Raw genomic sequence first — 21,963 nt, forward strand, 5'->3', positions numbered from 1 at the left:
ACTGCCGATCACCATGGCACGCTATCGCCACTTCCCGGCCCTGGCCCTGCTGGCCGCCCTCTCCGGTTGCTCGCTTCTCGACGGCACACCCACACCCGCGAGCTCGTCACCGTCGCCGCTGCCGTCGGCCGTCGCCGGCCTGGGCAGCCCGGTGAAGGAGGTCACCGAGGCGACGTTCCAGTCCCCGTCGAGGAACATCGTGTGCGCGCTGACCACGAACGAGGTCCGCTGCGACATCTTCGACAAGAACTGGTCACCGCCACCGCAGCCCGAAGACTGCCGCCAGGCCTGGGGCAACGGCATGTACCTGGAGTCCGGAAAGGCCGGCTTCACCTGCGCGGGCGACACATTGGCCGGCACGGCCGCCCGAACGCTGGACTACGGGGAGGCCCTGCGCGCCGGCTCGATCCGTTGCGACAGCACGGCCCAGGCACTGACCTGCGAGGACACAAAGTCGAATCACGGCTTCGGCCTGGCCCGGGCCGACTACGACCTGTTCTGACAAGAGAACTGTCGTACCCCCGGCCTAGGGTCCACCCCATGGCCACCTGGGCAGAAATCGAGAAGGACGCACCCGCCTTCGCGCAGCGCGTGAGGGCCCTGTTCGACGCCGGAACAAACAAGACCATCGCCACCTTGCGCCGCGACGGCGCCCCGCGCATCAGCGCCATCGAGGCCGTGTTCGAGTCGGGCGAGCTGACGTTCGGCTCGATGCCCGGCGCGGTGAAGTTGATGGACCTGCGCCGAGACCCGCGCATGGCCATGCACGCCCCCACGCTGGAGCCACCTTCGGGCGCCCCGGAGACCGGCCTCGGCGACGCCAAGCTGGCCGGCCTGGCGGTAGAGACGACATCGGCCGGCGCGTTCCGCCTGGACATCCATGAGGTGGTCCTGACATACGTGGGCACCCCCGCCGACCACCTGGTCATCGAAACTTGGCACACAGGCCGAGGCCACCAGCGCCGAGTTCGTCGCTGAGGTGCGTCACACCTGGCCGGGTCGTTTCCGCGGCGGCCTGTCAGGCGAGGCCGCGCCGGCGGGCGCGGCCGAGGCGGCGACCGAAGCCGCGCCGGTCAGGGCCAGGAAAAGACCGCCGCGAGAAGCCCCGGGCCTGCCCGCTGGCGATTCCCCCGTGGCGGCGTAACAGGCCGGCGTTCTTGGCGGCGGCGCGTCGGGCCACCGTGGTGCCATGCCGGAGCGGCTATGTCGCCGTGCTCGTGCGGCCGGCGACGATCAGGGGCGGGTGAGCTGGACGCGGTCGGCCGGGTGAACGGTCTCGGTGCCGTCGGCGGCGGTGACCACCAGGACCGGGACGCCCTCGCCCAGCCGGTATTTGCGCCGTTCGGCGTCGGTGGGCATGCGTGCGCCGGCCCGCTCACCCCGGGCCAGGGTGATCAGCTCGGTCGGTTCCGGCACGCGGACGAACGTGCCGCGAGGCCGATCGACGGTGACAAGTCCTTCCGTCCGCAGCTGACCGATAGCTTGGCGAACGGTGGTGCGGCTGATCCCGTACTCCTGCGCCAGCCGCAACTCACTGGGCAGCGGTTCGCCGGGCCCGAGCGCCCCCGACTCGATCTGATCGCGAAGCAAATCAGCCAACTGGCGAAACACCGCGCGGTCCGCTGAAGGATCGATCATGTTCACAGTTTACGTGATCACGTCGCTCCGTCATATTGTACGTACGACCAGGCGTTAGTACGATGAACGGGCCGCGCTTGAGAAGGCCGAGCTTGATCGCGCGGCGGGGCGGGCGACAGTCCACCGAGCGCATCAGTGCCGTCGGCCCGGCCGTCGCCCGTTCAATCACACCTTCCAACGTGGCCGTCCACCCAGGTGCTCAACTTCCACCGAGGCCCTTGGCCAACGCCGCACCCCAGCCCCGCCGACCGCCGATCGACAAGCAGCGCCAGTTCACTCGTGATCGCTGCCAGGCCGCACCGCGCACACCGCCGAGCCAGATCCCCCCAATGCCACATGCGCCGATCAAGTCGACAGGCCGAGCCACGTCGCTGCGGCCCGCCGGTGCCGCGCTGGTAAGGCCCGCGCTGCGCCGCGCTGGTAAGGCCCGCGCCGCGCCGCGCTGATCAGGGTCGCGCCGCGCCGCGCTGGTCAGGGTCGCGCCGCGTCGGGCCAACTGTGCCGGGTTGTGCCGTGCAGTTCAGTGCCGATCCACGCCGAACCACGCCACGCCACGCCGTCTCGGGCCGTGCAGCGTCGCGCCGCGCCGGGCCGACCCGCGCCGCGCCGGGCCGCGCCGGGCCGCGCCGCGCCGGGCCGCGCCGGGCCGCGCCGCGCCGGGCCGCGCCGCGCCGGGCCGCGCCGGGCCGCGCCGCACCGGACCGGACCGCGCCGGGCTGACCCGTGCAGCACCGCGCCGCATAGCCCCGGGCCGTCCAGCGTCGCGCCGCGCCGCGCCGGGCCTATCCGTGCGTCCCGCGCCGGGCCGACCCGTGCTTCCCGCACCGCGCCGGGCCGACCCGCACCGCGCCGGGCCGACCCGCACCGCGCCGGGCCGACCCGCACCGCGCCGGGCCGACCCGCGCCGTGCCGGGCCGCGCCGCACCGGACCGGACCGCGCCGGGCTGACCCGTGCAGCACCGCGCCGCATAGCCCCGGGCCGTCCAGCGTCGCGCCGCGCCGCGCCGGGCCTATCCGTGCGTCCCGCGCCGGGCCGACCCGTGCTTCCCGCGCCGGGCCGACCCGCGTCGCGCCGACCCGCGTCGCGCCGGGCCGACCCGCGTCGCGCCGGGCCGCGCCGGGCCGCGCCGGGCCGTGCCGGGTCGATCCGTGCAGCGCCGCGTCGTGGCGGGTCGATCCGTGCAGCGTCGCGTCGTGGCGGGTCGATCCGTGCAGCGTCGCGTCGTGGCGGGTCGATCTGTTCTGCGTCGCGTCGTGCTGAGGTGGTTCTTGCCGAATCGCGTTGTGCTGGTGTGCTCGGCCGGCTTTCGGTGGGTGTTGCGCGAGGGTGGTGGCTGTTGTTGGGCTGCGCTTCTGTCTGGGCCTTGGGGGTTTGGCTCGGACCACCGGCCGCGTGCCGGGAGGCGCGGGACGATGGTCCGAGCTCTGTGGCGGTGGGCGGGTCGCCTACGCCCACCGCCGTTCCTCTGGCGGGTGCCGGTCGGGATCAGGGCCCGGCGCCCGCCGTCGGGGTGGCCTCCCGGCGCCGCCAGACGTCGGGAAGCACTGTGGGTCTTTATCTGGCGCCGGCCGTGTTGCGTGGCCGTCTGCTCTCCCGTGGTTGACGGCGGGAGAGCGGCGCTAGGTGGCGGGTCAGGGGGACCGGCCGCCGTCAGGCCGGCTGGAGTGACGGCGGCCGCCCCCGTTGGGTGTGTGGATCAGGGAGGGAATGGAGGGTTGCCGCCCGGCGGGTAGGGGGCCTCCGCGAAGGGAGGGCTGAGCCCGCCGGGCGGCATGTGTGGCAGGGATACCGGGGTTCGGCCTGATGACCTCCTCTGCTGTGTCGGATCGGTGTCGGGTGGGGACGGGAAAAGCTCAGGGCGGATCTGGGGATGACTGCGGGCCGCGAAGGGATGGGCCGAGTACCGCCGGTGGGTGGAAGAGGGGAAGAGGCTGGGGCCGGGCGGAGAGGCGAAAGCTCGTGGATGGAGCGGATCGCGGTGTGGCAGGCATGGGAAAGCCCGCTGCTGGAACGGGTCGCGAAGGGGGAAGGGCAAGGGTGGCGCGGGGACCAGGCTGTCGACGCATGGAGCGGGTAAACCGCAGGTGCATCGGCGCCAGAGGGTGCGCCACGCACGCCGATGTGTGGGTGACACGGGCACCGGTGGGTGGCTCTGGCGTCGCCTAGTCATGATGACAGCTTAGATGACCCATGACTAGATGTCTCCTATCAACTTTATGACTGACTAATAGTCTCGCGCCTACGGTCGATCATGTGGCAGCGAAACCGATCAGGCTCATGGGGGCGCACGAGATCCGCATCCGTCTGGGTGGGGTCAGCCGGCAGCGTGCGTACCAGATCACCAGCCGCGCCGACTTCCCCAAGCCGGTCGCCGATCTTGCTCAGGGCAAGGTGTGGATGACCGACGACGTGGAGGCGTGGATGAAGGTACATCGCCGGGACCTGGACGACTCCGAAGACTGACCCCGTCCGGCGCGGGCCCCGGTCCGCGCCGCCGGTGATTCCGGGCGACCGGGCCGTGAGGCTCGTCGCCCCTCAACCATGCCAATCGGGCGGTGCCTCGTCCTCCGGGCAGGGCCTGGGTGAGGCCCGCGCCCGTGTCAGGGCGACGCCCGCGGCTCCGCGGCGCTCGACCAGACCGGCCACCTCCAGAAGGGACAGTCGGCGCAGTACGGTCCGCAGGTCCACTCCGGCCTTGGCCGCCAGTTCCTCGGGTGAGGCCGTACCCCGTCTCGGAACCGCCTCCAGCACCAGCGCCGACTCCTCGTCCAGCGCGTCGCGCGGGTGCGCGGGGCCGCGCGGCGGATCGGCCAGATATTCGCCGATCCGGCCCACCGCCTCCAGGACGTGACCGGCGCCGGTCACCAGGATCGCCTCCGGGCGTTCGCGCAGCAGCTCGTGGCAGCCCACCGAGACCGCCGACGTCACCGGTCCGGGCACCACCATCGCCGTCCGGTTCAGGGCCAGCACCCGGCTCAGCGTCTGCGCCGCCCCGCTGCGGGCCGCCGCCTCCACCATCACCGTGCCGACCGTCGCGGCCGCGATCACCCGGTTGCGGATCAGGAAGCGGTGCCGCAACGGCTCGGCGCCCGGCGGCCACTCGCTGATCAGCAGGCCGGTCTCCGCGATGCGCTCGAACATCGCCGAGTTCCCGGCCGGGTACGGGCGGTCGACCCCGCACGCCAGCACCGCGACCGTCCGGCCGTCGGCCGCCATCGCCGCCCGGTGCGCCGCCGCGTCGATGCCGAACGCGCCGCCCGACACCACCGTCCAGCCCTTCTCGGCCAGGCCGAACGCGATCTCGCCGCTGACATGCGTGCCGTACCCCGTCGCCGCTCGCGCACCGACCACCGCCACCGACCTCTCGAGCGTCTCGCCCAACGGCCACGCTCCGCGCACCCAGAGGCACAACGGCGGGCGTACGTCCTCCAAGATCCGGCCTTTGCCCTCCAACGACAGCGTGGCCAGCGAGTCGACCCGCCGCGGCCACTCCTCGTCGGACGGCACCACGATCCGCGCGCCGAGCTGCCGCGCCCGCCCGACCGTCAGCTCCCGGAGCCGCCTGGGTTCGAGGTCGGCCTCATGCTGTCGTACGGCCGCCTGGATCGCCTTGCTTTCCACTACGCCGCGCACCAGCCGGTCGAGGGCCTCGGGCGCGCCGTGTTCCTCCACAAGCGACCACACGATCCGGCTGCCCGGCTCGGCCAGCCAGGTCAGCGCCACCCGGGCCGCCCGTTCCCGGTCGTCAGCCATGACTCTCGCCCATCCGGAGCTGGATCGCCTCGGTGACCTCGTCGCGGGTGGGCCGGTTCCGCCCGTCCAGGTCGGCGATCGTCCAGGCCAGCCGCAGCACCCGGTCGAAGCCGCGGGCCGACAGCATGCCCCGGTCGAGCGCCCTCTGAAGCTCCGTGGTGTCGGAGGCCGGCAACCGCCAGGGCGCCCGCCGCAGCTGCGACCCCGGCACCTCGCCGTTGACCCGGTCCCAGCGGGCCGTGGCGGCCGCCCGCGCCTTGGCCACCCGTTCCGCCGCCACGGCCGACGCCGCCGCCGGCGTGCTCGCCGTCAGCAACTGAGCGGCCGTCAACGGCTGCAGGGTCAGCCGGATGTCGATCCGGTCGAGCAGCGGCCCCGACAGCCGGGACAGGTAGCGCCGGCGCACCAGGGGCGTGCAGGTGCAGTGCTGGTCGCCGGCCGGGCTGGCGCAGGGGCACGGGTTGGCCGCCGTCACCAGCTGCACGCGGGCCGGATATTGGATCGTCCCCTTGGCCCGCCCCAGCACCACCTGGCCGGTCTCCAGCGGCTGGCGCAGGGCCTGCAACGTCGAGTTGAGGATCTCCGGGGCCTCGTCGAGGAAGAGGACGCCGCGGTGGGCCAGCGACAGTGCTCCCGGCCGGGGGATGCCGCTGCCGCCTCCGATCAAGGCGGCCGTGCTGGCGGTGTGGTGAGGGGACTGGAACGGTGGCCGGCGGATCAGTCCCGCGTCCGGTGGGAGCCGCCCGGCGATCGAGTGCAGCGCCGTGACCTCGAGCGCCGCCTCGTCGTGGAGTTCGGGCAGGAGGGAGGGGAGACGCTCGGCCAGCATCGTCTTGCCGGCGCCCGGCGGCCCGAACAGCGACAGATGGTGCCCGCCGGCGGCCGCGACCTCCAGCCCGTAGCGTCCCAGCTCCTGCCCGGCGATGTCGGAGAGGTCGGGGCCGGCCGGGGGAGTGGACGGCGCGGGTGGTGGCGGTTCGAGCAACTCGCCACCGTCGCGGACGAAGGCGACCAGGCGGCGCAGGCTGTCGACGGCGCGCACGGTCACCCCGGGCACGACGGCCGCCTCACGCGCGTTGCCGATCGGCACGACGACGCTGTCTATGCCGGCGGCGGCCGCCGTGACCACCATGGGCAGCACCCCGCGGACCGGGCGCACGGCGCCGTCCAGGCCCAGCTCACCGAGGACCACGACGCCCTGCAGCGGGGCCAGCGGCAACTCGCCCGCGCTGGCCAGCAGGGCGGTGGCGATGGCCAGGTCGAAGGCGCTGCCGTGTTTGGGCACGGCGGCCGGGAGCAGATTGACCGTGATCCGGCGGTTCGGCCACTGCCGCCCCGAGTTGACCACGGCCGCCCGCACCCGGTCGCGGGCCTCGTGCAGGGCCGTGTCGGGCAGCCCGGTCAGCACCACCGCCGGCAGGCCGGGGGAGAGGTCGGCCTCCACCTCCACGATGTGCCCGGACATGCCGACCAGGCCGGCGCAGAGCACGCGGGCGTAGCTCATCAGAACGCCCCGCGGGTGTGGTTGATCTGAGTGGCGCCCTTCTTCTGCGGCATCACCTCGACCACGTCGAAGCGGACGTCGCGCGGGTGCACACCGCTCTCGTCGAGCCAGCGCCGGGCGAGCTGCCGCAGTTTGCGGACCTTGCGCGGGGTGATGGCCTCGGCGGGCCGGCCGTAGCCGTCGCCGAGCCGGGTCTTGACCTCGCAGATGACCAGGTCGTCGCCGTCGCGCAGCACGAGATCGAGCTCGCCCTCGGCGCAGCGCCAGTTCTGGTCGAGGACCACCAGTCCCAGATCTCGGAGATGCTGGGCGGCGACCCGCTCGCCGTACGCGCCCACCGCCCGTCTTTGCGTCGTCATGGCGGACACCGTGCCCGGAACGAGAGCCGCGTGCCCCCGGCCCTGTGGACGGAGCGCGATTGTGGAAAACCGCAGAGTCACCGGATCGGTGTGTTATGGGCCCACGTGTGGCATCGGCGACCGTGGTCACCTAAGTTGCGACATCGTGGAAGGACACCGCTACGCCGACGAGTCCGAGCCGAGCTGGTACTCGGGCGGTCAGTACTCCCGGGGCACCGGCCCCGACGTCTCCGGTTCCCATCAGATCGGCAACCCGTACGACTCGGGCATCCATGAGCGGCCGAGCGGCGCGTTCCGCCTGCCCGAACAGCGGCCGGAGACGACCGGCAGTCATGCCCGGCCGGCCGAGACGGACGTGCGGGTCCCGGTCCGGGGGCCGGAATATCCGACCATCAAGCCACCGGCGACGGCCGAGGAGAAGGTGGCCGAGCCCACCACCCTGGTGCCGCCGGTCACGCCGCGCGCCCCCGTCTATCAGTCCAAGCGCTCCACGACGTCCTTCCTCGTCGCGATCGTCATGATCGTCCTGTTGATTCCGGTGGTACGCCTTCTGTTCGACGCGACTTTCACCGGTGACCCGGCGGCCGGCGCGATCGTGCCCGCGGTTCTGCTCACTCTGGGCTTCACGCTGACCGGCATCGGACTGTTCGCGGTGGCCAAGGGCGGTTCGATCACCCGCGAGGCGTGGGTGCGCCCGCCGGTGGCGTACCTCCCGGTGGGGTTGATCCTGCTCGTGGCGGCCGGACTGGCGACGGCGTAGGAGGCCGCCAGAAGCTTGGCGTATGCTGGTTGCCGGCGACCGCCTAGCGCGGCCGACCTCGCGTGCCCTCCGCCGGGTCCCTCCGACTCCGGCGGCGACGGCCCTCCCTGGTCTCGATCATCTCGGGTCCGACTGTGGCCGGCGACCGGGCGCCAGGGCGCTCACCGCCGGTGAGCGCGCCAACCAGGGACGACAGGGAGCAACCCACCATGGCCGTCGTGACCATGCGCCAGCTGCTGGAGAGCGGTGTCCACTTCGGGCACCAGACCCGCCGCTGGAACCCGAAGATGAAGCGCTTCATCTTCACCGAGCGCAACGGTATCTACATCATCGACCTGCGCCAGACCCTCGACTACATCGAGAAGGCCTACGCGTACGTGCGTGACACCGTCGCCGAGGGTGGCCACATCCTCTTCGTCGGCACCAAGAAGCAGGCCCAGGAGGCCATCGCCGAGCAGGCGACCCGGGTGGGCCAGCCGTACGTGAACCACCGCTGGCTGGGCGGCATGCTCACCAACTTCCAGACGGTGTACAAGCGCCTTCAGCGCATGAAGGAGCTCGAGGCCCTGGGTGACCTGAGCGGCACCGCCGCCGGGTACACCAAGAAGGAGACCCTGCAGCTCTTCCGCGAGAAGACCAAGCTCACCAAGACCCTCGGTGGTCTGCGTGACATGACCAAGACGCCGTCGGCGATCTGGGTCGTGGACACCAAGAAGGAGCACATCGCCGTCGACGAGGCCCGCAAGCTGGGCATCCCGGTCATCGCGGTGCTGGACACCAACTGTGACCCGGACGAGGTCGACTTCCCGATCCCGGGCAACGACGACGCGATCCGCTCGGCCGAGCTGCTGACCAAGGTCATCGCCGCCGCCGTGGCCGACGGTCTCATCGCCCGCTCCGGCCGTGGCCGTGGTGGCGCCGACGAGAAGCCCGAGCCGGGCACCGTCGCCGCCGGCGAGCCGCTGCCCGAGTGGGAGCGCGACCTGTACGAGGGCGCGGAGAAGAAGGCCGCCGAGGCTCCGGCCGCGGAGGCCCCGGCTGCCGAGGCTCCCGCCGCGGAGGCTGCGGACGCCGAGAAGGCCGAGAAGGCCGAGCCCGTGCCGGCCGCTGCCACCCCCGCCGAGTAAGTCAGCCAAACCCGAACTGACATCGAGAGAGAGTCATGGCTAACTACAGCGCCGCGGACGTGAAGAAGCTCCGCGATCTGACCGCTGCCGGCATGATGGACTGCAAGAAGGCCCTCGACGAGGCGGACGGCGACTTCGACAAGGCTGTCGAGTTCCTGCGCATCAAGGGTGCCAAGGACGTCGGCAAGCGCGCCGGCCGCACCGCGGCCAACGGCATCGTGTCGCACTTCGAGAACGCGCTTCTCGAGCTCAACTGCGAGACCGACTTCGTCGCCAAGACCCCCGACTTCGTCGCGCTGGGCCAGCGTCTGGTCGAGTTCGGCGCGAAGAACAAGGTCGCCGACGCCGCCGCTCTCTCGGCCGCGGTGCTCGAGGACGGCAAGTCGGTCGCCGACACCATCCAGGACTACGCGGCGAAGATCGGCGAGAAGATCGTCCTGAACCGCTTCGTGGTCGTCGACGGCACCGTCGCGGTCTACCTGCACCGCAAGGCGCAGGACCTGCCGCCGCAGGTCGGCGTCCTGGTGGCGTACTCGGGCAAGAACGACGAGGCGGCCGACGCGGACGCCCGCGGCATCGGCATGCAGATCGCCGCCATGCGCCCGCGCTTCCTCACCCGTGAGGACGTGCCGGCCGAGGTCGTCGACTCGGAGCGCCGCATCGCCGAGGAGACCGCCAAGGAGGAGGGCAAGCCCGAGAAGGCTCTGCCCAAGATCGTCGAGGGCCGGGTGAACTCCTTCTTCAAGGACTTCGTCCTGCTCGAGCAGTCGTCGGTCGTCGACAACAAGAAGACGGTCAAGCAGATCGCGGACGAGGCCGGGCTGAACATCACCCGTTTCGTCCGGTTCGAGGTCGGCCAGGAGTAATCCGGCCGCCGAGCTAGAGGCTAGGGAGGCCGGGAACGCGGTACCGCGTCCGGCCTCCTCCTCGCATAAGGTCTCAGCTGAGTACTAACGGAAGGCGGGTCCCGATGGTGACCGACAAGCCCAAGCGCGTCGTGCTGAAGCTCTCCGGCGAGGTGTTCGGCGGTGGCGCGGTCGGCGTCGACCCCGACGTCGTGCAGGGCATCGCCGGCCAGATCGCCACCGTCATCCGCCGGGGCATCCAGGTCGCCGTCGTGGTCGGCGGCGGCAACTTCTTCCGCGGCGCCGAGCTCCAGAAGCGCGGCATGGACCGCAACCGGGCCGACTACATGGGCATGCTCGGCACCGTGATGAACGCGCTCGCCCTGCAGGACTTCCTCGAGAAGGAAGGCATCGAGACGCGGGTGCAGACCGCGATCACGATGGCCCAGGTCGCCGAGCCGTACATCCCTTTGCGCGCCATCCGCCACCTCGAGAAGGGCCGCGCGGTCATCTTCGGCGCCGGCGCCGGCATGCCGTACTTCTCCACCGACACCGTCACCGCCCAGCGCGCCCTCGAGATCCACGCGGACATCGTGCTGATGAGCAAGAACGGTGTCGACGGCGTCTACACGGCCGATCCGCGTATCGACCCCACCGCGCAGAAGCTCGACAGCGCCACCTACCAGGAGATCCTCCAGCGCGGGCTGCGGGTCGCCGACCAGGCCGCCTTCAGCCTCTGCGAGGAGAACAAGCTGCCGATGCTCGTCTTCGGCGCCGAGGGCGACGACACCATCGTGCGTGCCGTGAGTGGCGACAAGATCGGCACTCTGATCACCGCCTGAGCTCCCTGACATCCCCGCACCACCGAGAAGAAGCTAGGAGGCGAGAAGAGCCGGTGATCGACGAGACCCTCTTCGAGGCCGAGGAAAAGATGGAGAGCGCGGTCGAGCACGCCAAGGAGGAGTTCGCCGCCATTCGCACGGGGCGGGCCACTCCGGCCATGTTCTCCAAGATCCTGGTGGACTACTACGGCGCGCCCACGCCGGTGACGCAGATGGCCTCGGTCGGCGTCCCGGAGCCGCGCATGGTGATCGTGAAGCCCTACGACACGTCCCAGCTCGGGCCGATCGAGCGGGCGATCCGTGACTCGGACCTCGGTGTTAACCCCAACAACGAGGGCACCCAGCTGCGCATCCACCTGCCGCAGATGACCGAGGAGCGCCGCCGCGAGATGATCAAGGTCGCGCGGTCCAAGGCGGAGGAGGGCCGGGTGGCCATCCGTAACGTGCGCCGCAAGGCCAAGGAGCAGATCGACCGCCTGGTCAAGGACGGCGAAACCGGTGAGGACGAGGGCCGCCGGGCCGAGAAGGAGCTCGAAGACGTGACCCACCGTTACGTCGCCGTCGTGGACGAGCTCGTCAAGCACAAGGAATCCGAGTTGCTCGAGGTCTGATGTCTTACCTCGATCCGCGTGCCGGGCGCACCTCCGGCGACGACACGGCCTGGCACGCGGCCGAGGACGCCCCGACCAGCCAGATGCCGGTGGTCGAGCCCTCCAAGAAGGGCCCGGGCAAGCGCCGTGCCGGTAAGGGAGGCGAGCCCACGACCAGTCGTGCCGGGCGCAACCTGCCGGCCGCCATCGGCGTCGGCGTCGGCCTCGTCGTCGTGGTCCTGGCCTCCCTGATCTTCTGGGAGCCCGCTTTCTTCGCTGTGATCGTCGTCGCGTCCGGCGTCGGCGTCTGGGAGATGACCCGGGCCCTGCGCTCGGGCGGCGCCAACGCGCCGGCCGTCCCGCTGATCGGCGGCTCGGTCCTGATGACCGGCCTGGCCTGGTACAGCGGCACCGACGCTCTGCTGATCGGCCTGGTCGTCACCGTGCTGGCCGCGATGGTCTGGCGGCTGGCCGACGGCGCCGAAGCGTTCCGCCGCGATCTGACGGCGAGCGTGCTGGTCGCGGTCTACGTGCCGTTCCTGCTCAGCTTCGGCATCCTGCTGTTCCTCCCCGACCACGACAAGGGCCAGTGGCGGGTGCTCTGCACGCTGCTGGCGGTCGTGCTCTCCGACACCGGCGGCTACGCGACCGGTGTCTTCTTCGGCAAGCACAAGATGGCCCCGTCGATCAGCCCCGGCAAGACGTGGGAGGGCTTCGCCGGCTCGGTCTGCGCCTCGGCGATCGGCAGCGCGCTGCTGCTCTACTTCCTGCTCGACATCCAGGTCTACTGGGGCCTTCTCTTCGGCGCCCTGATCTCGGTGGTCGCCGTCGTCGGCGACCTGGCCGAGTCGATGCTCAAGCGCGACCTGGGCGTCAAGGACATGAGCAACCTGCTGCCCGGACACGGCGGCCTGATGGACCGGCTCGATTCGATCCTGTTCGCCGTGCCCACCGCGTACCTCCTCTTCGCCCTGATCGCGTGGGCCCAGTGAACTTCCCCGAGCGTGCGAGACTTGTTCTGCCATGACGATTCTTCCGGTCATCCCGACCAGCCCCGACAAGCCCGATGCGGTCACCACCCGTCGCCGCCCCGCCATGCCCCCGCGCCACCTCGCCGACATGGACCTCGCCGCCCGTCAGGCCGCGGTGACCGCCCTCGGCGAGCCCGCGTTCCGCGCGAAGCAGCTCTCCACCCACTACTTCGGCCGGCTCGTGCGCGACATCGACGAGATGACCGACCTGCCGGCCAAGACGCGCGCCCGGCTGACCGGCGACCTGCTGCCCACACTGCTGACCCCGGTCCGCGAGCTGGCCTGCGACGACGGCGCCACGCGGAAGGCGCTGTGGCGGCTGCACGACGGCGCGCTGGTCGAGAGCGTGCTCATGGGCTACCCCGACCGGGTGACCGCCTGTGTCTCCAGCCAGGCGGGCTGCGGCATGGCCTGCCCGTTCTGCGCGACCGGCCAGCAGGGACTGACCCGCAACCTGTCGGTCGCCGAGATCGTCGACCAGGTCGTTTACCTGGCCGGTGTCGCCGCCTCGGGCGCGGTCACCGGTTCACCGCCGCGGCTGTCCCGCGTGGTGTTCATGGGCATGGGCGAGCCCCTGGCCAACTACCCCAGGGTCATCGAGGCGGTACGCCGGCTGACCACCCCGGCCCCGGAGGGCCTGGGACTTTCGCAACGGCACATAACCGTCTCCACCGTGGGACTAGTGCCCGCTATGCGCCGCCTGACGGCCGAAGACCTGAACGTGACTCTTGCGTTGTCCCTGCACGCCCCCGATGATGATCTGCGCGATGAGCTAGTACCCGTCAACCAGCGTTGGAAGGTGGCCGAGGTGCTCGATGCCGCGTTCGACTACGCGGCGCAGACGGGACGCCGGATCTCGATCGAGTACGCCCTGATCAGGGACGTCAACGATCAGCCATGGCGTGCCGACCTGCTCGGCAAGCTCTTGCACGGCAAGCTGGCGCATGTGAATCTCATCCCGCTCAACCCGACACCGGGCAGCAAGTGGGATGCGAGCCCGAAACCGGTCGAGCGCGAGTTCGTCCGCCGCCTTCGTGAGGCCGGTGTGTCGACGACGGTTCGCGACACCCGGGGCCGGGAGATCGACGGCGCGTGCGGCCAGCTGGCCGCGGGCGAGCTTACGGAGGCGAGCGCTGGGGGCGCCGCCGACGCGGAGGTGGCACAGTGACTGGGCTCAGGTCCCAGCGAGCGGAGTGGGAGACGTTGTGACGAGTCAGGGGCAGCGTTTCCGGCGGCGTGCGCTGCGCCGCGGCTACAAGGTCGATGAGGTCGACGCCTTCCTGGACCGGGTCGAGGCGACCCTGGCCGGCGAGCAGTCCGGTCCGCCCGTGGGCGCGCAGGAGGTGCACGACGTGGTCTTCCGCGTGCGCTTCGGCGGCTACGACGAGTGGCAGGTCGACCTCCACCTTGACCGCGTCGAGCGTCAGCTGGCCGAGCTCGAGGACCGCGGCGGCCGTGGCGCCCCCGCGCCCGACCCGATGCGTGACTCGCTCCGCGGCGGCCTCACCACGGGCAGCTTCGCGCGCCCACCGGCCGGGGCCAACACCGGCGGCGTGAACGCGGCCGCCGCCGGGCGGATGGCGCCGCCCACCGAGCGCCTGCCCGCCCCGCCGATCCGCGACGACCGCATGCCCGACCGCATGGCGCCGCCGGACCGGATGGCGCCGCCCGACCGTATGCCGCCTCCCGACCGCATGGCGCCGCCCGACCGCATGCAGCCGCAGCGTGGTCAGATGCCGCCCTCCGACCCGTACGGTGGCCGCTTCGACGAGCCGACCGGCTACGGCCAGCCGCCGCAGCCCCAGCTGCCGCAGCGCCCGGCCCAGCAGCCCCCGCCGCCCTCCTACGATCCGCGCGGTTACGACCAGGGCGGCTACGACCAGGGCTTCGACAACACCGGTGGTTTCGACAACACGGGCGGCTTCGACGGCTTCGAGGCGGGCCGGCACGGCAAGACCGACATGACGGCCGAGATCCGCATGCCGCGAGAGCAGGACCCGCGCGGCTACGGCGCCCCGCCGCCGATGGGTGGCCCGCCGATGGGCAACGCCCCGATGAGCGGCCCGCCGCAGGGCGGTGGTTACGGCGGCCCGCCGCAGCCGCAGCTCCCGCCGCCGATGGGCGAGCCGGGTGGCGAGCTCTACCGGGTCGACCAGCTGCGCCGCACGTTCCAGCCCCGCCGCTTCGGCAGCGGATACGACCCGATGCAGGTCGACCGGCTGTTCGAAGGCATCCTGCAGGCGATGACCGGGCGCGGGCCGATGCCCGTACCGGAAAACGATCTTGACATGTTGCAGTTCGGCCTGGTGCCGGGCGGCTATTTCGAGGCCGAGGTCGACGCCGCGCTGCGCGAGGTCAAGGACATCCTCACCAGACGCCGGTAAACGGAAAAGGGGCCCTGACGGGCCCCTTTTTTCGTGAAGCTGAGCTTTACTGCTCGCTCGGGCGCAGCCCCCGGCGGCGCAGCACCGCGTCGGCGATCACCGCGACGACCAGGCCGACCGCGAAGACGACGAGCCAGATGTTCTCGGTGTTGCCCTCGTGGTTGCCCCAGAAGAACATCAGGATGACGATCGCCGAGATGATCGCGCCCTTCTGTCCCCGCCTCCGGTTGCCCGGCTTGAGCTGATCGGGCGCGTAGACCTCTTCATGTTCTTCCGCAGACACGCCGGAGTCCTTCCTTGAAGGCGTTCTCACTACAGCTCAGTCTCGCACGGCGGCTCCGCGCGCGGCCCACCAACCCGGACCCGGTACCTTCGATGCGGTCGGGTTCTTGGATCGAGGGAGTAAACGGTGCGGATCACAGGCACTGGACACGCGAGCATGCGGATCGACACCGCCGCCGGCAGCATTCTGTGCGATCCATGGGTCAATCCCGCATTCTTCGCCTCATGGTTCCCATTCCCGGACAATTCTCAGCTCGACTGGGACACGCTGGGCGACGTCGACTATCTCTACGTGTCGCACCTGCACCGCGACCACTTCGACGCGAAGCACCTCAAGCGTTACATCAACAAGAAGGCGACCGTCCTGCTGCCGGAATATCCGACCAGCCAGCTCGAGGACGAGCTGCGGGAGCTGGGCTTCACCAGCTTCCTGCGGACGAAGTCGGACGAGGTGCACGAGCTCGACGGCGGCCTGAAGATCATGATCCAGGCGCTGATCAGCCCCACCGACGGCCCGATCGGCGACTCGTCGCTGTGGGTCGAGCACGACGGCATCCGGGTGCTCAACCAGAACGACGCGCGCCCGTCCGACCTGAGCCGCTTCGCCGAGCTCGGCCACGTGCACGCGCACATGCTGCAGTTCTCCGGCGCGATCTGGTACCCGATGGTCTACGAGCTGCCCGACGCCGCCAAGACCGCGTTCGGCAAGCAGAAGCGCGACCGTCAGTTCGACCGCACCTGGCGCTACATCGACGACCTGAAGGCCGACCACGTCTTCCCGATCGCCGGCCCGCCCTGCTTCCTCGACGACGATCTCTACCAGTTCAACGACATCTTCGGTGACGAGGGCAACATCTTCCCCGACCAGTCGGTCTTCATGACCGAGTACGCCAAGGTCGGCGGCACGAACGGCATCGTCCTGCTTCCCGGCTCGACGACCGAGTTGTCCGAGAAAGACGCCACGACCACGCACCCGGTCCCGGTCGACGAGTTCTTCGCCAACAAGAAGCAGCACCTCGAAGAGATGCGCGTGCGCAAGGCCCCGATCATCGAGGCCGAGAAGGCGTCCTGGAAGCACCCCGAGATCGACGTGCTGGGCGAGCTCAAGAAGCGCATCGAGCCCCTGCTCGAAGAGTCGATCTACATGGCGCAGGGCGTCGGCGGCCCGGTCCGCTTCGACTTCACCGACAGCTTCGGCCCGACCGGCGAGATCCTCGAGTCGATCGTGGTCGACTTCCCCGGCAAGCAGGTCCGCCCGTACGCCGGCGAGAAGGTCCGCTACCGCTTCAAGACCGGCCGTGCCCTGGTCGAGCACCTCATCCACATCGACGAGGGTGACTGGGTCAACTCGCTGTTCCTGAGCTGCCGCTTCTCCGCCGCCCGCATCGGCCAGTACAACGAGTTCGTCTACGCGTTCTTCAAGTGCCTCTCCGAGGAGCGCCTGCAGTACGCCGAGGGCTGGTACGACGAGCACGAGAAGGCCGTCGAGGCCGAGGACACCCAGTTCGGCGACTGGACCGTCCAGCGCCGCTGCCCGCACCTCAAGGCCGATCTGAGCCGCTTCGGCATGGTCGACGGCAACGTCCTCACCTGCCAGCTGCACGGCTGGAAATTCGATCTCCCCAGCGGGCGTTGCCTGACGAGCGTCGGCCACAAGATCCGAGCTTCGAAGAGCGAATAACCGATGTCGTAGCGGGGTGGGGCGTACGGTCCGCTGCTCCCGCCGAGGGCCGCGCCGGGGCGAGCAGGGCGCTGCGCGCCCAGAACGCTCACCCCGCCACGGCGACGTGCGTAAGTGGTTACGCCCAAAAGCCGCACCCCGCGCGGGGTGCGGCTTTTGTGATCAGGCGAGGTCTTTCAGGATGCGCTTGGCCACGTTGTGGCCGGCGGCGCCGATGACGCTGCCGGCCGGGTGGGTGCCGGCCGAGCCCGCGTACAGGCCGTCGAGGCCGGTGAAATAGGGCATGCGCTCGTTGAAGGCGACCGTGTTGTCCACGTGGTGGATGTGGCCGCCGGTGATGCCGAAATGCTCCTCGATGCCGGGCGGGGTCAGCGGCATCGTGTCGACGACCAGGTCGCGGGTGCCGGGCGCGTACCTCTCGGCGATGTCGAGCATCTTGTCGACGTACCCGGGAAGCTCCGCCTCCCAGGACGAACCGGCCGGCTGGTAGGGCACCGACTGCACGAACAGCGCCGACGAGTGGTGGCCCTCGGCGTCGCGCAGCGACGGGTCGACCGTCGTGTGCAGGTACCACTCGATGGTCGGCTCGTCGGGCAGCCGGCCCGCCTGGACGTCGGCCCACATGGCGCGCAGCGCGGCCATCGGCGAGTCGGTGCCCGGAACGCCGGCCAGGCCGGCCGAGCCGGGCAGCAGGTGGATGGTCGAGCCGAACGGCGACGGGGTGCCCGCCGGCAGGCAGGAGAACTGCGGCAAGCCGCGCAGAGCCAGGTTGATCTTCAGCGTGGTGCCGGTCTTGCGGACCGACGCCATGTGGTCGGTCAGCGCGACCGGCAAGGTTCCCGAAGGGACCAGGTCGATCAGGCGGTACGGGTCGCAGCTGCCCAACACGACCCGGGCCGCGATCGAGCGCCCGTCGGCCAGCACGACGCCGCTCGCGGCCCCGCCGTCGACGGTCACCGAGGCCACGGGCGCGTTCGTCAGGATCTGCGCCCCGGCCGCCCGCGCCGCGTCGGCGAACACGCGCGAGACGGTGCCCATGCCGCCCTCGGCGATCATCCAGGTGCCGTCCGAGCCGGGCAGCCGGCACATGTTGTGCACCAGGAAGTTGTGGCCGGTGCCGGGGTCGTCCGGGCCCGCGTTCAGGCCGGAGAGCCCGTCGGTCACCGCGTACATGCTCATCAGCAGTTCGCTCTTGAAGCCGAACCGGGCCAGATAGTCGGCGACCGAACCCCGTACGAGATCGACGAATGTGCTTTGCAGCTGGGGCCGGATGTGCCGGTCGGCGATCTCCTCGACCGTGCCCGGCTCCTCGAGCCAGGCCGGGGCCAGGTCGGCCCGGAGCGCGGCGATCTCGACGGCGAGCTGCTCGTCGGCCGCGACGTCGCGGCGCGAGAAGAAGCGCTCGAGCTGGGCCCGGGTGGCCGCCTGGTCACGCCCGAACAGCAGGTAGGGCGAGCCGGCCGGTCCGGGGGTGGGGAGGAAGTAGTGCGGGTCCCGGCGCAACATGGGGATGTCGACGTCGAGGGTGCGCAGCAGCTCCGGCGGCATCAGCCCGAGCAGGTAGGAACCGGTGGACTGACCCAAACCGGGTGCGGCCGCGAAGGGCCGCTCGGTGCGCGCGGCACCGCCGATCACGTTCGCCGCCTCGAGCACGGTGACGCTCAGGCCGGCGCGCGCCAGCAGGACCGCGGAGACGAGGCCGTTGTGGCCCGCTCCGATGATCACTACGTCGGAGCGCTGGGGGAGAGTGGTCATGGCTTGGGAGCGTAGCGCGCTGTTATATGAAGATCACTCAGCTAATCGGTGCGAAATCTGTTGGTCTGATACGCGCTGGCACTCCGTGTCGCCGCATATCCGGCGAGCACAATCACATGGAACAGGTACAGCCAGAGGCCCACGGCGATCGTCCCGCCGATCGCGTCGAACCCGCCGAAGGGCGCCCCGAGGTCGAGCGGCAGCGAACAGAACAGCACAAACCCGTGCAGAAATCCCGAGAGGTTGGCCGCCGTGAACGACCCCACGAGGATGGTCGACAGCCACCGCGGGCGCCCCGGCGCGACGTACCGGTAGACCCAGATGACGACCGGCGTGAGCAGCAACCAGCAGGCGAGGAACGACAGAACGACGCCCAGCACCGAGTACCAGCCGCCGCGCACCCACAGGCCGCTGGTCGAGGGCAGAGCCAGGAACATCGCCAGCAGCAGGGCCGGGGCCGCGGCCAGGATCGGCAGCCAGAGCAGGCGGCCCCGCCAGCCGACGAGCGGCTCGCTGCCGGGCTGGCGCAGCGAGACGAAGGCCCGCCGCAGCCCTTCGCCGTAGAAGGTCGCCGGCAGCAGGCTGGCGAGCGCGAACCACGGCGTCAGATGCAGCCCGGCGTCGATCAGGGCGGACAGGGCCCGCGGGGCGCCGATCTCGTCCGGCAGCGCGCTGATCGTGTGACCGGTGAGGCGGCGGACCCGGTCGGCCCCGGCGATCCAGCCGGTGACCCAAATTGCCAGCAAAGCAATCGGAACCACCGCGATTCCGGCGTAGAAAGTGACCGCTGCGGCGTGTAACGCCAGGTCACGGCCCTTCAGTGGCCGAAAGAGGGAGATCAACCACCGGGGCATGGCGATGGCATACCCAGTTATCCACAGGCCGACGCGAGCGATCTCCGGCGATCCGGGAAGATGGGCGCATGCGCGACCTCGTCCTGCTCGGCTCCACCGGATCCATCGGCACTCAGGCCATCGACATCGTGCGCCGCAACCCCGAGAGGTTCCGGGTGGTCGCCCTGGGCGCCGGCGGCGGCAACGTCGCGCTGCTCGCCGCCCAGGCGCTCGAGCTCGGCGTCGACGTGGTCGGCGTGGCCCGCTCGTCGGTCGTCCAGGATCTTCAGCTCGCCTTCTACGCCGAGGCGCAGCGGCGCGGCTGGGCCACCGGCGACTTCAAGCTGCCCAAGATCGTGGCCGGCCCCGACGCGATGACCGAGCTCGCCCGCTGGCCCTGCGACGTGGTGCTCAACGGCGTGGTCGGCAGCCTGGGCCTGGCCCCGACGCTGGCCGCCCTCGAGGCGGGCCGGGTGCTCGCCCTGGCCAACAAGGAGTCGCTGGTCGCCGGCGGCCCGCTGGTGCGCCGGGTGGCCAAGCCGGGCCAGATCGTGCCGGTCGACTCCGAGCACTCGGCGCTCGCCCAGTGCCTGCGCGGCGGCGCCCGCGACGAGGTGCGCCGGCTCGTCCTGACCGCCAGCGGGGGCGCGTTCCGCGACCGCCGGCGCGAGGAGCTGACGAACGTCACACCGGACGAGGCGCTGAAGCACCCGACGTGGGACATGGGCCCGGTCGTGACCATCAACTCCGCCACGATGGTCAACAAGGCGCTCGAGGTGATCGAGGCGCACGAGCTGTTCGCCGTGCCCTACGACGACATCGAGGTCATGGTCCATCCGCAGTCGGTGATCCACTCGATGGTCGAGTTCACCGACGGCTCGACGCTGACCCAGGCCAGCCCGCCCGACATGCGGCTGCCGATCGCGCTGGCCCTGGCCTGGCCCGATCGGGTGCCCGGCGCGGCCGCCGCCGTCGACTGGACCCAGGCCCACAACTGGGAGCTGCGCCCGCTCGACGAGGAGGCGTTCCCGGCCGTCCGGCTGGCCAAGCAGGCCGGCCGCGAGGGGCGCTGCCGCCCGGCCATCTACAACGCGGCCAACGAGGAGTGTGTGGCCGCTTTCGTCGCCGGTCGGCTACCTTTTCTGGGCATCGTCGACACACTCGCGGAGGTGCTCGCGTCGGCCCCGGATTTTGCCGAGCCGGGTACCGTCGAGGAAGTGCTCGCCGCCGAGTCCTGGGCGCGCGCCCGGGCGCATGACGTCATCGCCAGGCACGATACTGCGGCAAAAGGAGCTTGATGCTGTACTGGCTGGGTGTCGCCGCGTTCGCGCTGGCCATCCTGATCTCGGTGAGCCTCCACGAGGCCGGTCACATGATCACTGCCAAGCGCTTCGGCATGAAGGTGACCCGTTACTTCGTGGGTTTCGGCCCCACGGTCTTCTCGTTCCGGCGCGGTGAGACGGAGTACGGCCTCAAGGCGATCCCGCTCGGCGGCTTCTGCAAGATCGTCGGCATGACGCCGCAGGACGACGACGTCGCCCCCGAGGACCAGCCGCGCGCGATGTGGCGGTTCCCGGTCTGGAAGCGGACGATCGTGATGTCGGCCGGCTCGATCACCCACTTCCTGCTGGCGATCGTGGCCACCTGGATCGCCGCGTTCACCTTCGGCCTGCAGAACACGTCGTACCCGACGACCACGGCCCTCCAGCTCAAGGAGCGGCCGGTCATCGACGCCCCGGCCTGCGTCTGGGCCGGCACGGCCCCGGCCGGCGCCACGGCCGACAACTGCAAGCCCGGCGTGAACGGCGCCATCGCCGGACCGGCCTACGCGGCCGGCATCCGCGACGGCGACCTGATCACGAACGTGGGCGGCACGACGATCACCACGTACGGCGACCTGGTCAACAAGATCCGCTCGCTGCCGGCCGGCAAGGTCGCCTTCGAGTACTCCCGCGACGGCGTCCCCGGCAAGGCCGAGGTCAATCTGGTCAGCGCCGAGCGCGCCGCGATCACCGACGAGAGCGACGACGCCAAGACCACCACGGTGTCGATCGCCGCCATCGGCTGGGACGACCCGAGCATTCCCGGCATCATCAAATACAACGTGGCCTCGGCCGTGCCGGCGACCTTCGACTACAGCTGGTACCTGGTCGAGAACACGTTCGAGGCGATGAAGCGGATCCCCGACAAGATCCCGGCCCTGTGGCACTCGATCACCGGCGACGAGCGCGACCCGAACACCCCGATCAGCGTGGTCGGCGCCAGCCGGCTCGGCGGCGAGGCCCTGGCCAACGGCGTGCCGCAGCTGTTCCTCACGATCTTCATCTCGCTCAACGTGTTCATCGGCATCTTCAACCTGCTGCCGCTGCTCCCGCTCGACGGCGGGCACATCGCCATCGCCTGGTACGAGCGGGTGCGCTCCTGGCTCTACGCGCGTCTCAAGAAGCCCGACCCGGGCCGCGTCGACTACTACAAACTGATGCCTGTCACCTACGCAGTCATCTTGATCGGTGGTGCGTTCACCCTGCTGACCGTCACCGCCGACATCGTCAACCCGATCACGATCTTCAACAGGTGA

Annotated in this window: 21 protein-coding genes; 14 read left to right on the top strand and 7 right to left on the bottom strand. The window is 70.7% G+C overall.

Annotation, left to right across the window (positions count from 1 at the left end):
* The first annotated feature begins 13 nt into the window (after nt 1-13).
* Together ACFY36_RS28080 and ACFY36_RS28085 are read left to right on the top strand one after the other, a co-directional pair.
* Nucleotides 14-502 (top strand): DUF6636 domain-containing protein, encoded by a 489-nt coding sequence (locus ACFY36_RS28080; RefSeq protein ID WP_499748902.1) that lies wholly within the window; start codon nt 14-16, stop codon nt 500-502.
* Nucleotides 503-540: 38 nt separating this feature from the next.
* On the top strand, nt 541-978 hold the full coding sequence (locus tag ACFY36_RS28085; RefSeq protein WP_499748903.1) for a pyridoxamine 5'-phosphate oxidase family protein: 438 nt from the start codon (nt 541-543) through the stop codon (nt 976-978).
* Nucleotides 979-1,233: 255 nt separating this feature from the next.
* On the opposite strand, the gene ACFY36_RS28090 is transcribed toward ACFY36_RS28085, so the two are convergent.
* Entirely contained in the window at nt 1,234-1,638 is a 405-nt protein-coding gene (locus ACFY36_RS28090; protein ID WP_499748904.1) for a winged helix-turn-helix domain-containing protein, read from the bottom strand.
* 2,278 nt (nt 1,639-3,916) lie between these two features.
* Here ACFY36_RS28090 and ACFY36_RS28095 point away from each other — a divergent pair.
* A complete protein-coding gene (locus ACFY36_RS28095) occupies nt 3,917-4,102 on the top strand; it encodes a DNA-binding protein (protein ID WP_097318473.1) in 186 nt (61 codons plus the stop codon).
* A 72-nt stretch (nt 4,103-4,174) separates the two neighbouring features.
* On the opposite strand, the gene dprA is transcribed toward ACFY36_RS28095, so the two are convergent.
* The 3 genes from dprA to ACFY36_RS28110 are packed head-to-tail and all read right to left on the bottom strand — an operon-like array spanning nt 4,175 to nt 7,255.
* Complete coding sequence (gene dprA / locus ACFY36_RS28100; RefSeq protein ID WP_499748905.1) at nt 4,175-5,392, bottom strand: DNA-processing protein DprA; 1,218 nt, start codon at nt 5,390-5,392, stop codon at nt 4,175-4,177.
* Nucleotides 5,385-6,896, bottom strand: coding sequence for a YifB family Mg chelatase-like AAA ATPase (locus tag ACFY36_RS28105; protein ID WP_499748906.1), 1,512 nt, complete (start codon nt 6,894-6,896; stop codon nt 5,385-5,387). The genes dprA and ACFY36_RS28105 overlap by 8 nt, the downstream gene beginning before the upstream one ends.
* Complete coding sequence (locus ACFY36_RS28110; protein WP_499748907.1) at nt 6,896-7,255, bottom strand: YraN family protein; 360 nt, start codon at nt 7,253-7,255, stop codon at nt 6,896-6,898. Before ACFY36_RS28110 ends, ACFY36_RS28105 begins: the two co-directional genes overlap by 1 nt.
* A 145-nt stretch (nt 7,256-7,400) precedes the next feature.
* On the opposite strand from ACFY36_RS28110, the gene ACFY36_RS28115 reads away from it, so the two are divergent.
* From ACFY36_RS28115 to ACFY36_RS28150, 8 genes are all read left to right on the top strand, one after another.
* Nucleotides 7,401-8,015, top strand: a complete 615-nt coding sequence (locus ACFY36_RS28115; protein WP_499748908.1) for a hypothetical protein — start codon at nt 7,401-7,403, stop codon at nt 8,013-8,015.
* A 209-nt stretch (nt 8,016-8,224) separates the two neighbouring features.
* On the top strand, nt 8,225-9,142 hold the full coding sequence (gene rpsB / locus ACFY36_RS28120) for a 30S ribosomal protein S2 (RefSeq protein WP_499748909.1): 918 nt from the start codon (nt 8,225-8,227) through the stop codon (nt 9,140-9,142).
* Between the two features lie 35 nt (nt 9,143-9,177).
* Nucleotides 9,178-10,008: a translation elongation factor Ts gene (tsf, locus tag ACFY36_RS28125; RefSeq protein WP_499748910.1), complete on the top strand. Its 831-nt coding sequence runs from the start codon at nt 9,178-9,180 to the stop codon at nt 10,006-10,008.
* Between the two features lie 104 nt (nt 10,009-10,112).
* Complete coding sequence (gene pyrH, locus ACFY36_RS28130; protein ID WP_097318489.1) at nt 10,113-10,829, top strand: UMP kinase; 717 nt, start codon at nt 10,113-10,115, stop codon at nt 10,827-10,829.
* A 53-nt stretch (nt 10,830-10,882) separates the two neighbouring features.
* On the top strand, nt 10,883-11,440 hold the full coding sequence (gene frr / locus ACFY36_RS28135) for a ribosome recycling factor (RefSeq protein WP_499748911.1): 558 nt from the start codon (nt 10,883-10,885) through the stop codon (nt 11,438-11,440).
* Nucleotides 11,440-12,411 (top strand): phosphatidate cytidylyltransferase, encoded by a 972-nt coding sequence (locus tag ACFY36_RS28140; protein WP_499748912.1) that lies wholly within the window; start codon nt 11,440-11,442, stop codon nt 12,409-12,411. The genes frr and ACFY36_RS28140 overlap by 1 nt, the downstream gene beginning before the upstream one ends.
* Nucleotides 12,412-12,442: 31 nt before the next feature.
* Nucleotides 12,443-13,618 carry a dual-specificity RNA methyltransferase RlmN gene (gene rlmN / locus ACFY36_RS28145; RefSeq protein WP_499748913.1) on the top strand — a complete coding sequence of 392 codons (1,176 nt, stop codon included), beginning with the start codon at nt 12,443-12,445 and terminating at the stop codon, nt 13,616-13,618.
* A gap of 37 nt (nt 13,619-13,655) precedes the next feature.
* Nucleotides 13,656-14,834 (top strand): DivIVA domain-containing protein, encoded by a 1,179-nt coding sequence (locus ACFY36_RS28150; protein ID WP_499748914.1) that lies wholly within the window; start codon nt 13,656-13,658, stop codon nt 14,832-14,834.
* A 46-nt stretch (nt 14,835-14,880) separates the two neighbouring features.
* Here the strand turns inward: ACFY36_RS28150 and ACFY36_RS28155 are convergent, their stop codons facing one another.
* The gene (locus tag ACFY36_RS28155; RefSeq protein WP_245922800.1) at nt 14,881-15,117 is read right to left on the bottom strand and encodes a DUF2631 domain-containing protein; all 237 of its coding nucleotides are present in this window, start codon (nt 15,115-15,117) and stop codon (nt 14,881-14,883) included.
* 126 nt (nt 15,118-15,243) lie between these two features.
* Here ACFY36_RS28155 and ACFY36_RS28160 point away from each other — a divergent pair, with 126 nt between their 5' ends.
* The gene (locus tag ACFY36_RS28160; protein ID WP_499748915.1) at nt 15,244-16,797 is read left to right on the top strand and encodes a Rieske 2Fe-2S domain-containing protein; all 1,554 of its coding nucleotides are present in this window, start codon (nt 15,244-15,246) and stop codon (nt 16,795-16,797) included.
* Nucleotides 16,798-16,959: 162 nt separating this feature from the next.
* On the opposite strand, the gene ACFY36_RS28165 is transcribed toward ACFY36_RS28160, so the two are convergent.
* Together ACFY36_RS28165 and ACFY36_RS28170 are read right to left on the bottom strand one after the other, a co-directional pair.
* Nucleotides 16,960-18,552: a phytoene desaturase family protein gene (locus ACFY36_RS28165; RefSeq protein WP_499748916.1), complete on the bottom strand. Its 1,593-nt coding sequence runs from the start codon at nt 18,550-18,552 to the stop codon at nt 16,960-16,962.
* 41 nt (nt 18,553-18,593) lie between these two features.
* Nucleotides 18,594-19,406, bottom strand: coding sequence for a YhjD/YihY/BrkB family envelope integrity protein (locus tag ACFY36_RS28170; protein ID WP_499748917.1), 813 nt, complete (start codon nt 19,404-19,406; stop codon nt 18,594-18,596).
* A gap of 68 nt (nt 19,407-19,474) precedes the next feature.
* On the opposite strand from ACFY36_RS28170, the gene dxr reads away from it, so the two are divergent.
* Both dxr and ACFY36_RS28180 read left to right on the top strand, forming a co-directional pair.
* Nucleotides 19,475-20,683 (top strand): 1-deoxy-D-xylulose-5-phosphate reductoisomerase, encoded by a 1,209-nt coding sequence (gene dxr, locus ACFY36_RS28175; RefSeq protein ID WP_499748918.1) that lies wholly within the window; start codon nt 19,475-19,477, stop codon nt 20,681-20,683.
* On the top strand, nt 20,683-21,963 hold the full coding sequence (locus ACFY36_RS28180) for a M50 family metallopeptidase (protein WP_499748919.1): 1,281 nt from the start codon (nt 20,683-20,685) through the stop codon (nt 21,961-21,963). Before dxr ends, ACFY36_RS28180 begins: the two co-directional genes overlap by 1 nt.

The organism is Actinoplanes sp. NPDC000266 (assembly GCF_042899005.1).
Lineage (GTDB): Bacteria > Actinomycetota > Actinomycetes > Mycobacteriales > Micromonosporaceae > Actinoplanes.

Coding starts and splice junctions, on each gene's coding strand:
- ACFY36_RS28080 (WP_499748902.1), top strand. CDS start 14: ATGGCACGCTATCGCCACTTCCCGGCCCTGGCCCTGCTGGCCGCCCTC.
- ACFY36_RS28085 (WP_499748903.1), top strand. CDS start 541: ATGGCCACCTGGGCAGAAATCGAGAAGGACGCACCCGCCTTCGCGCAG.
- ACFY36_RS28090 (WP_499748904.1), bottom strand. CDS start 1,638: ATGATCGATCCTTCAGCGGACCGCGCGGTGTTTCGCCAGTTGGCTGAT.
- ACFY36_RS28095 (WP_097318473.1), top strand. CDS start 3,917: ATGGGGGCGCACGAGATCCGCATCCGTCTGGGTGGGGTCAGCCGGCAG.
- dprA (WP_499748905.1), bottom strand. CDS start 5,392: ATGGCTGACGACCGGGAACGGGCGGCCCGGGTGGCGCTGACCTGGCTG.
- ACFY36_RS28105 (WP_499748906.1), bottom strand. CDS start 6,896: ATGAGCTACGCCCGCGTGCTCTGCGCCGGCCTGGTCGGCATGTCCGGG.
- ACFY36_RS28110 (WP_499748907.1), bottom strand. CDS start 7,255: ATGACGACGCAAAGACGGGCGGTGGGCGCGTACGGCGAGCGGGTCGCC.
- rpsB (WP_499748909.1), top strand. CDS start 8,225: ATGGCCGTCGTGACCATGCGCCAGCTGCTGGAGAGCGGTGTCCACTTC.
- tsf (WP_499748910.1), top strand. CDS start 9,178: ATGGCTAACTACAGCGCCGCGGACGTGAAGAAGCTCCGCGATCTGACC.
- pyrH (WP_097318489.1), top strand. CDS start 10,113: ATGGTGACCGACAAGCCCAAGCGCGTCGTGCTGAAGCTCTCCGGCGAG.
- ACFY36_RS28140 (WP_499748912.1), top strand. CDS start 11,440: ATGTCTTACCTCGATCCGCGTGCCGGGCGCACCTCCGGCGACGACACG.
- rlmN (WP_499748913.1), top strand. CDS start 12,443: ATGACGATTCTTCCGGTCATCCCGACCAGCCCCGACAAGCCCGATGCG.
- ACFY36_RS28165 (WP_499748916.1), bottom strand. CDS start 18,552: ATGACCACTCTCCCCCAGCGCTCCGACGTAGTGATCATCGGAGCGGGC.
- ACFY36_RS28170 (WP_499748917.1), bottom strand. CDS start 19,406: ATGCCCCGGTGGTTGATCTCCCTCTTTCGGCCACTGAAGGGCCGTGAC.
- dxr (WP_499748918.1), top strand. CDS start 19,475: ATGCGCGACCTCGTCCTGCTCGGCTCCACCGGATCCATCGGCACTCAG.
- ACFY36_RS28180 (WP_499748919.1), top strand. CDS start 20,683: ATGCTGTACTGGCTGGGTGTCGCCGCGTTCGCGCTGGCCATCCTGATC.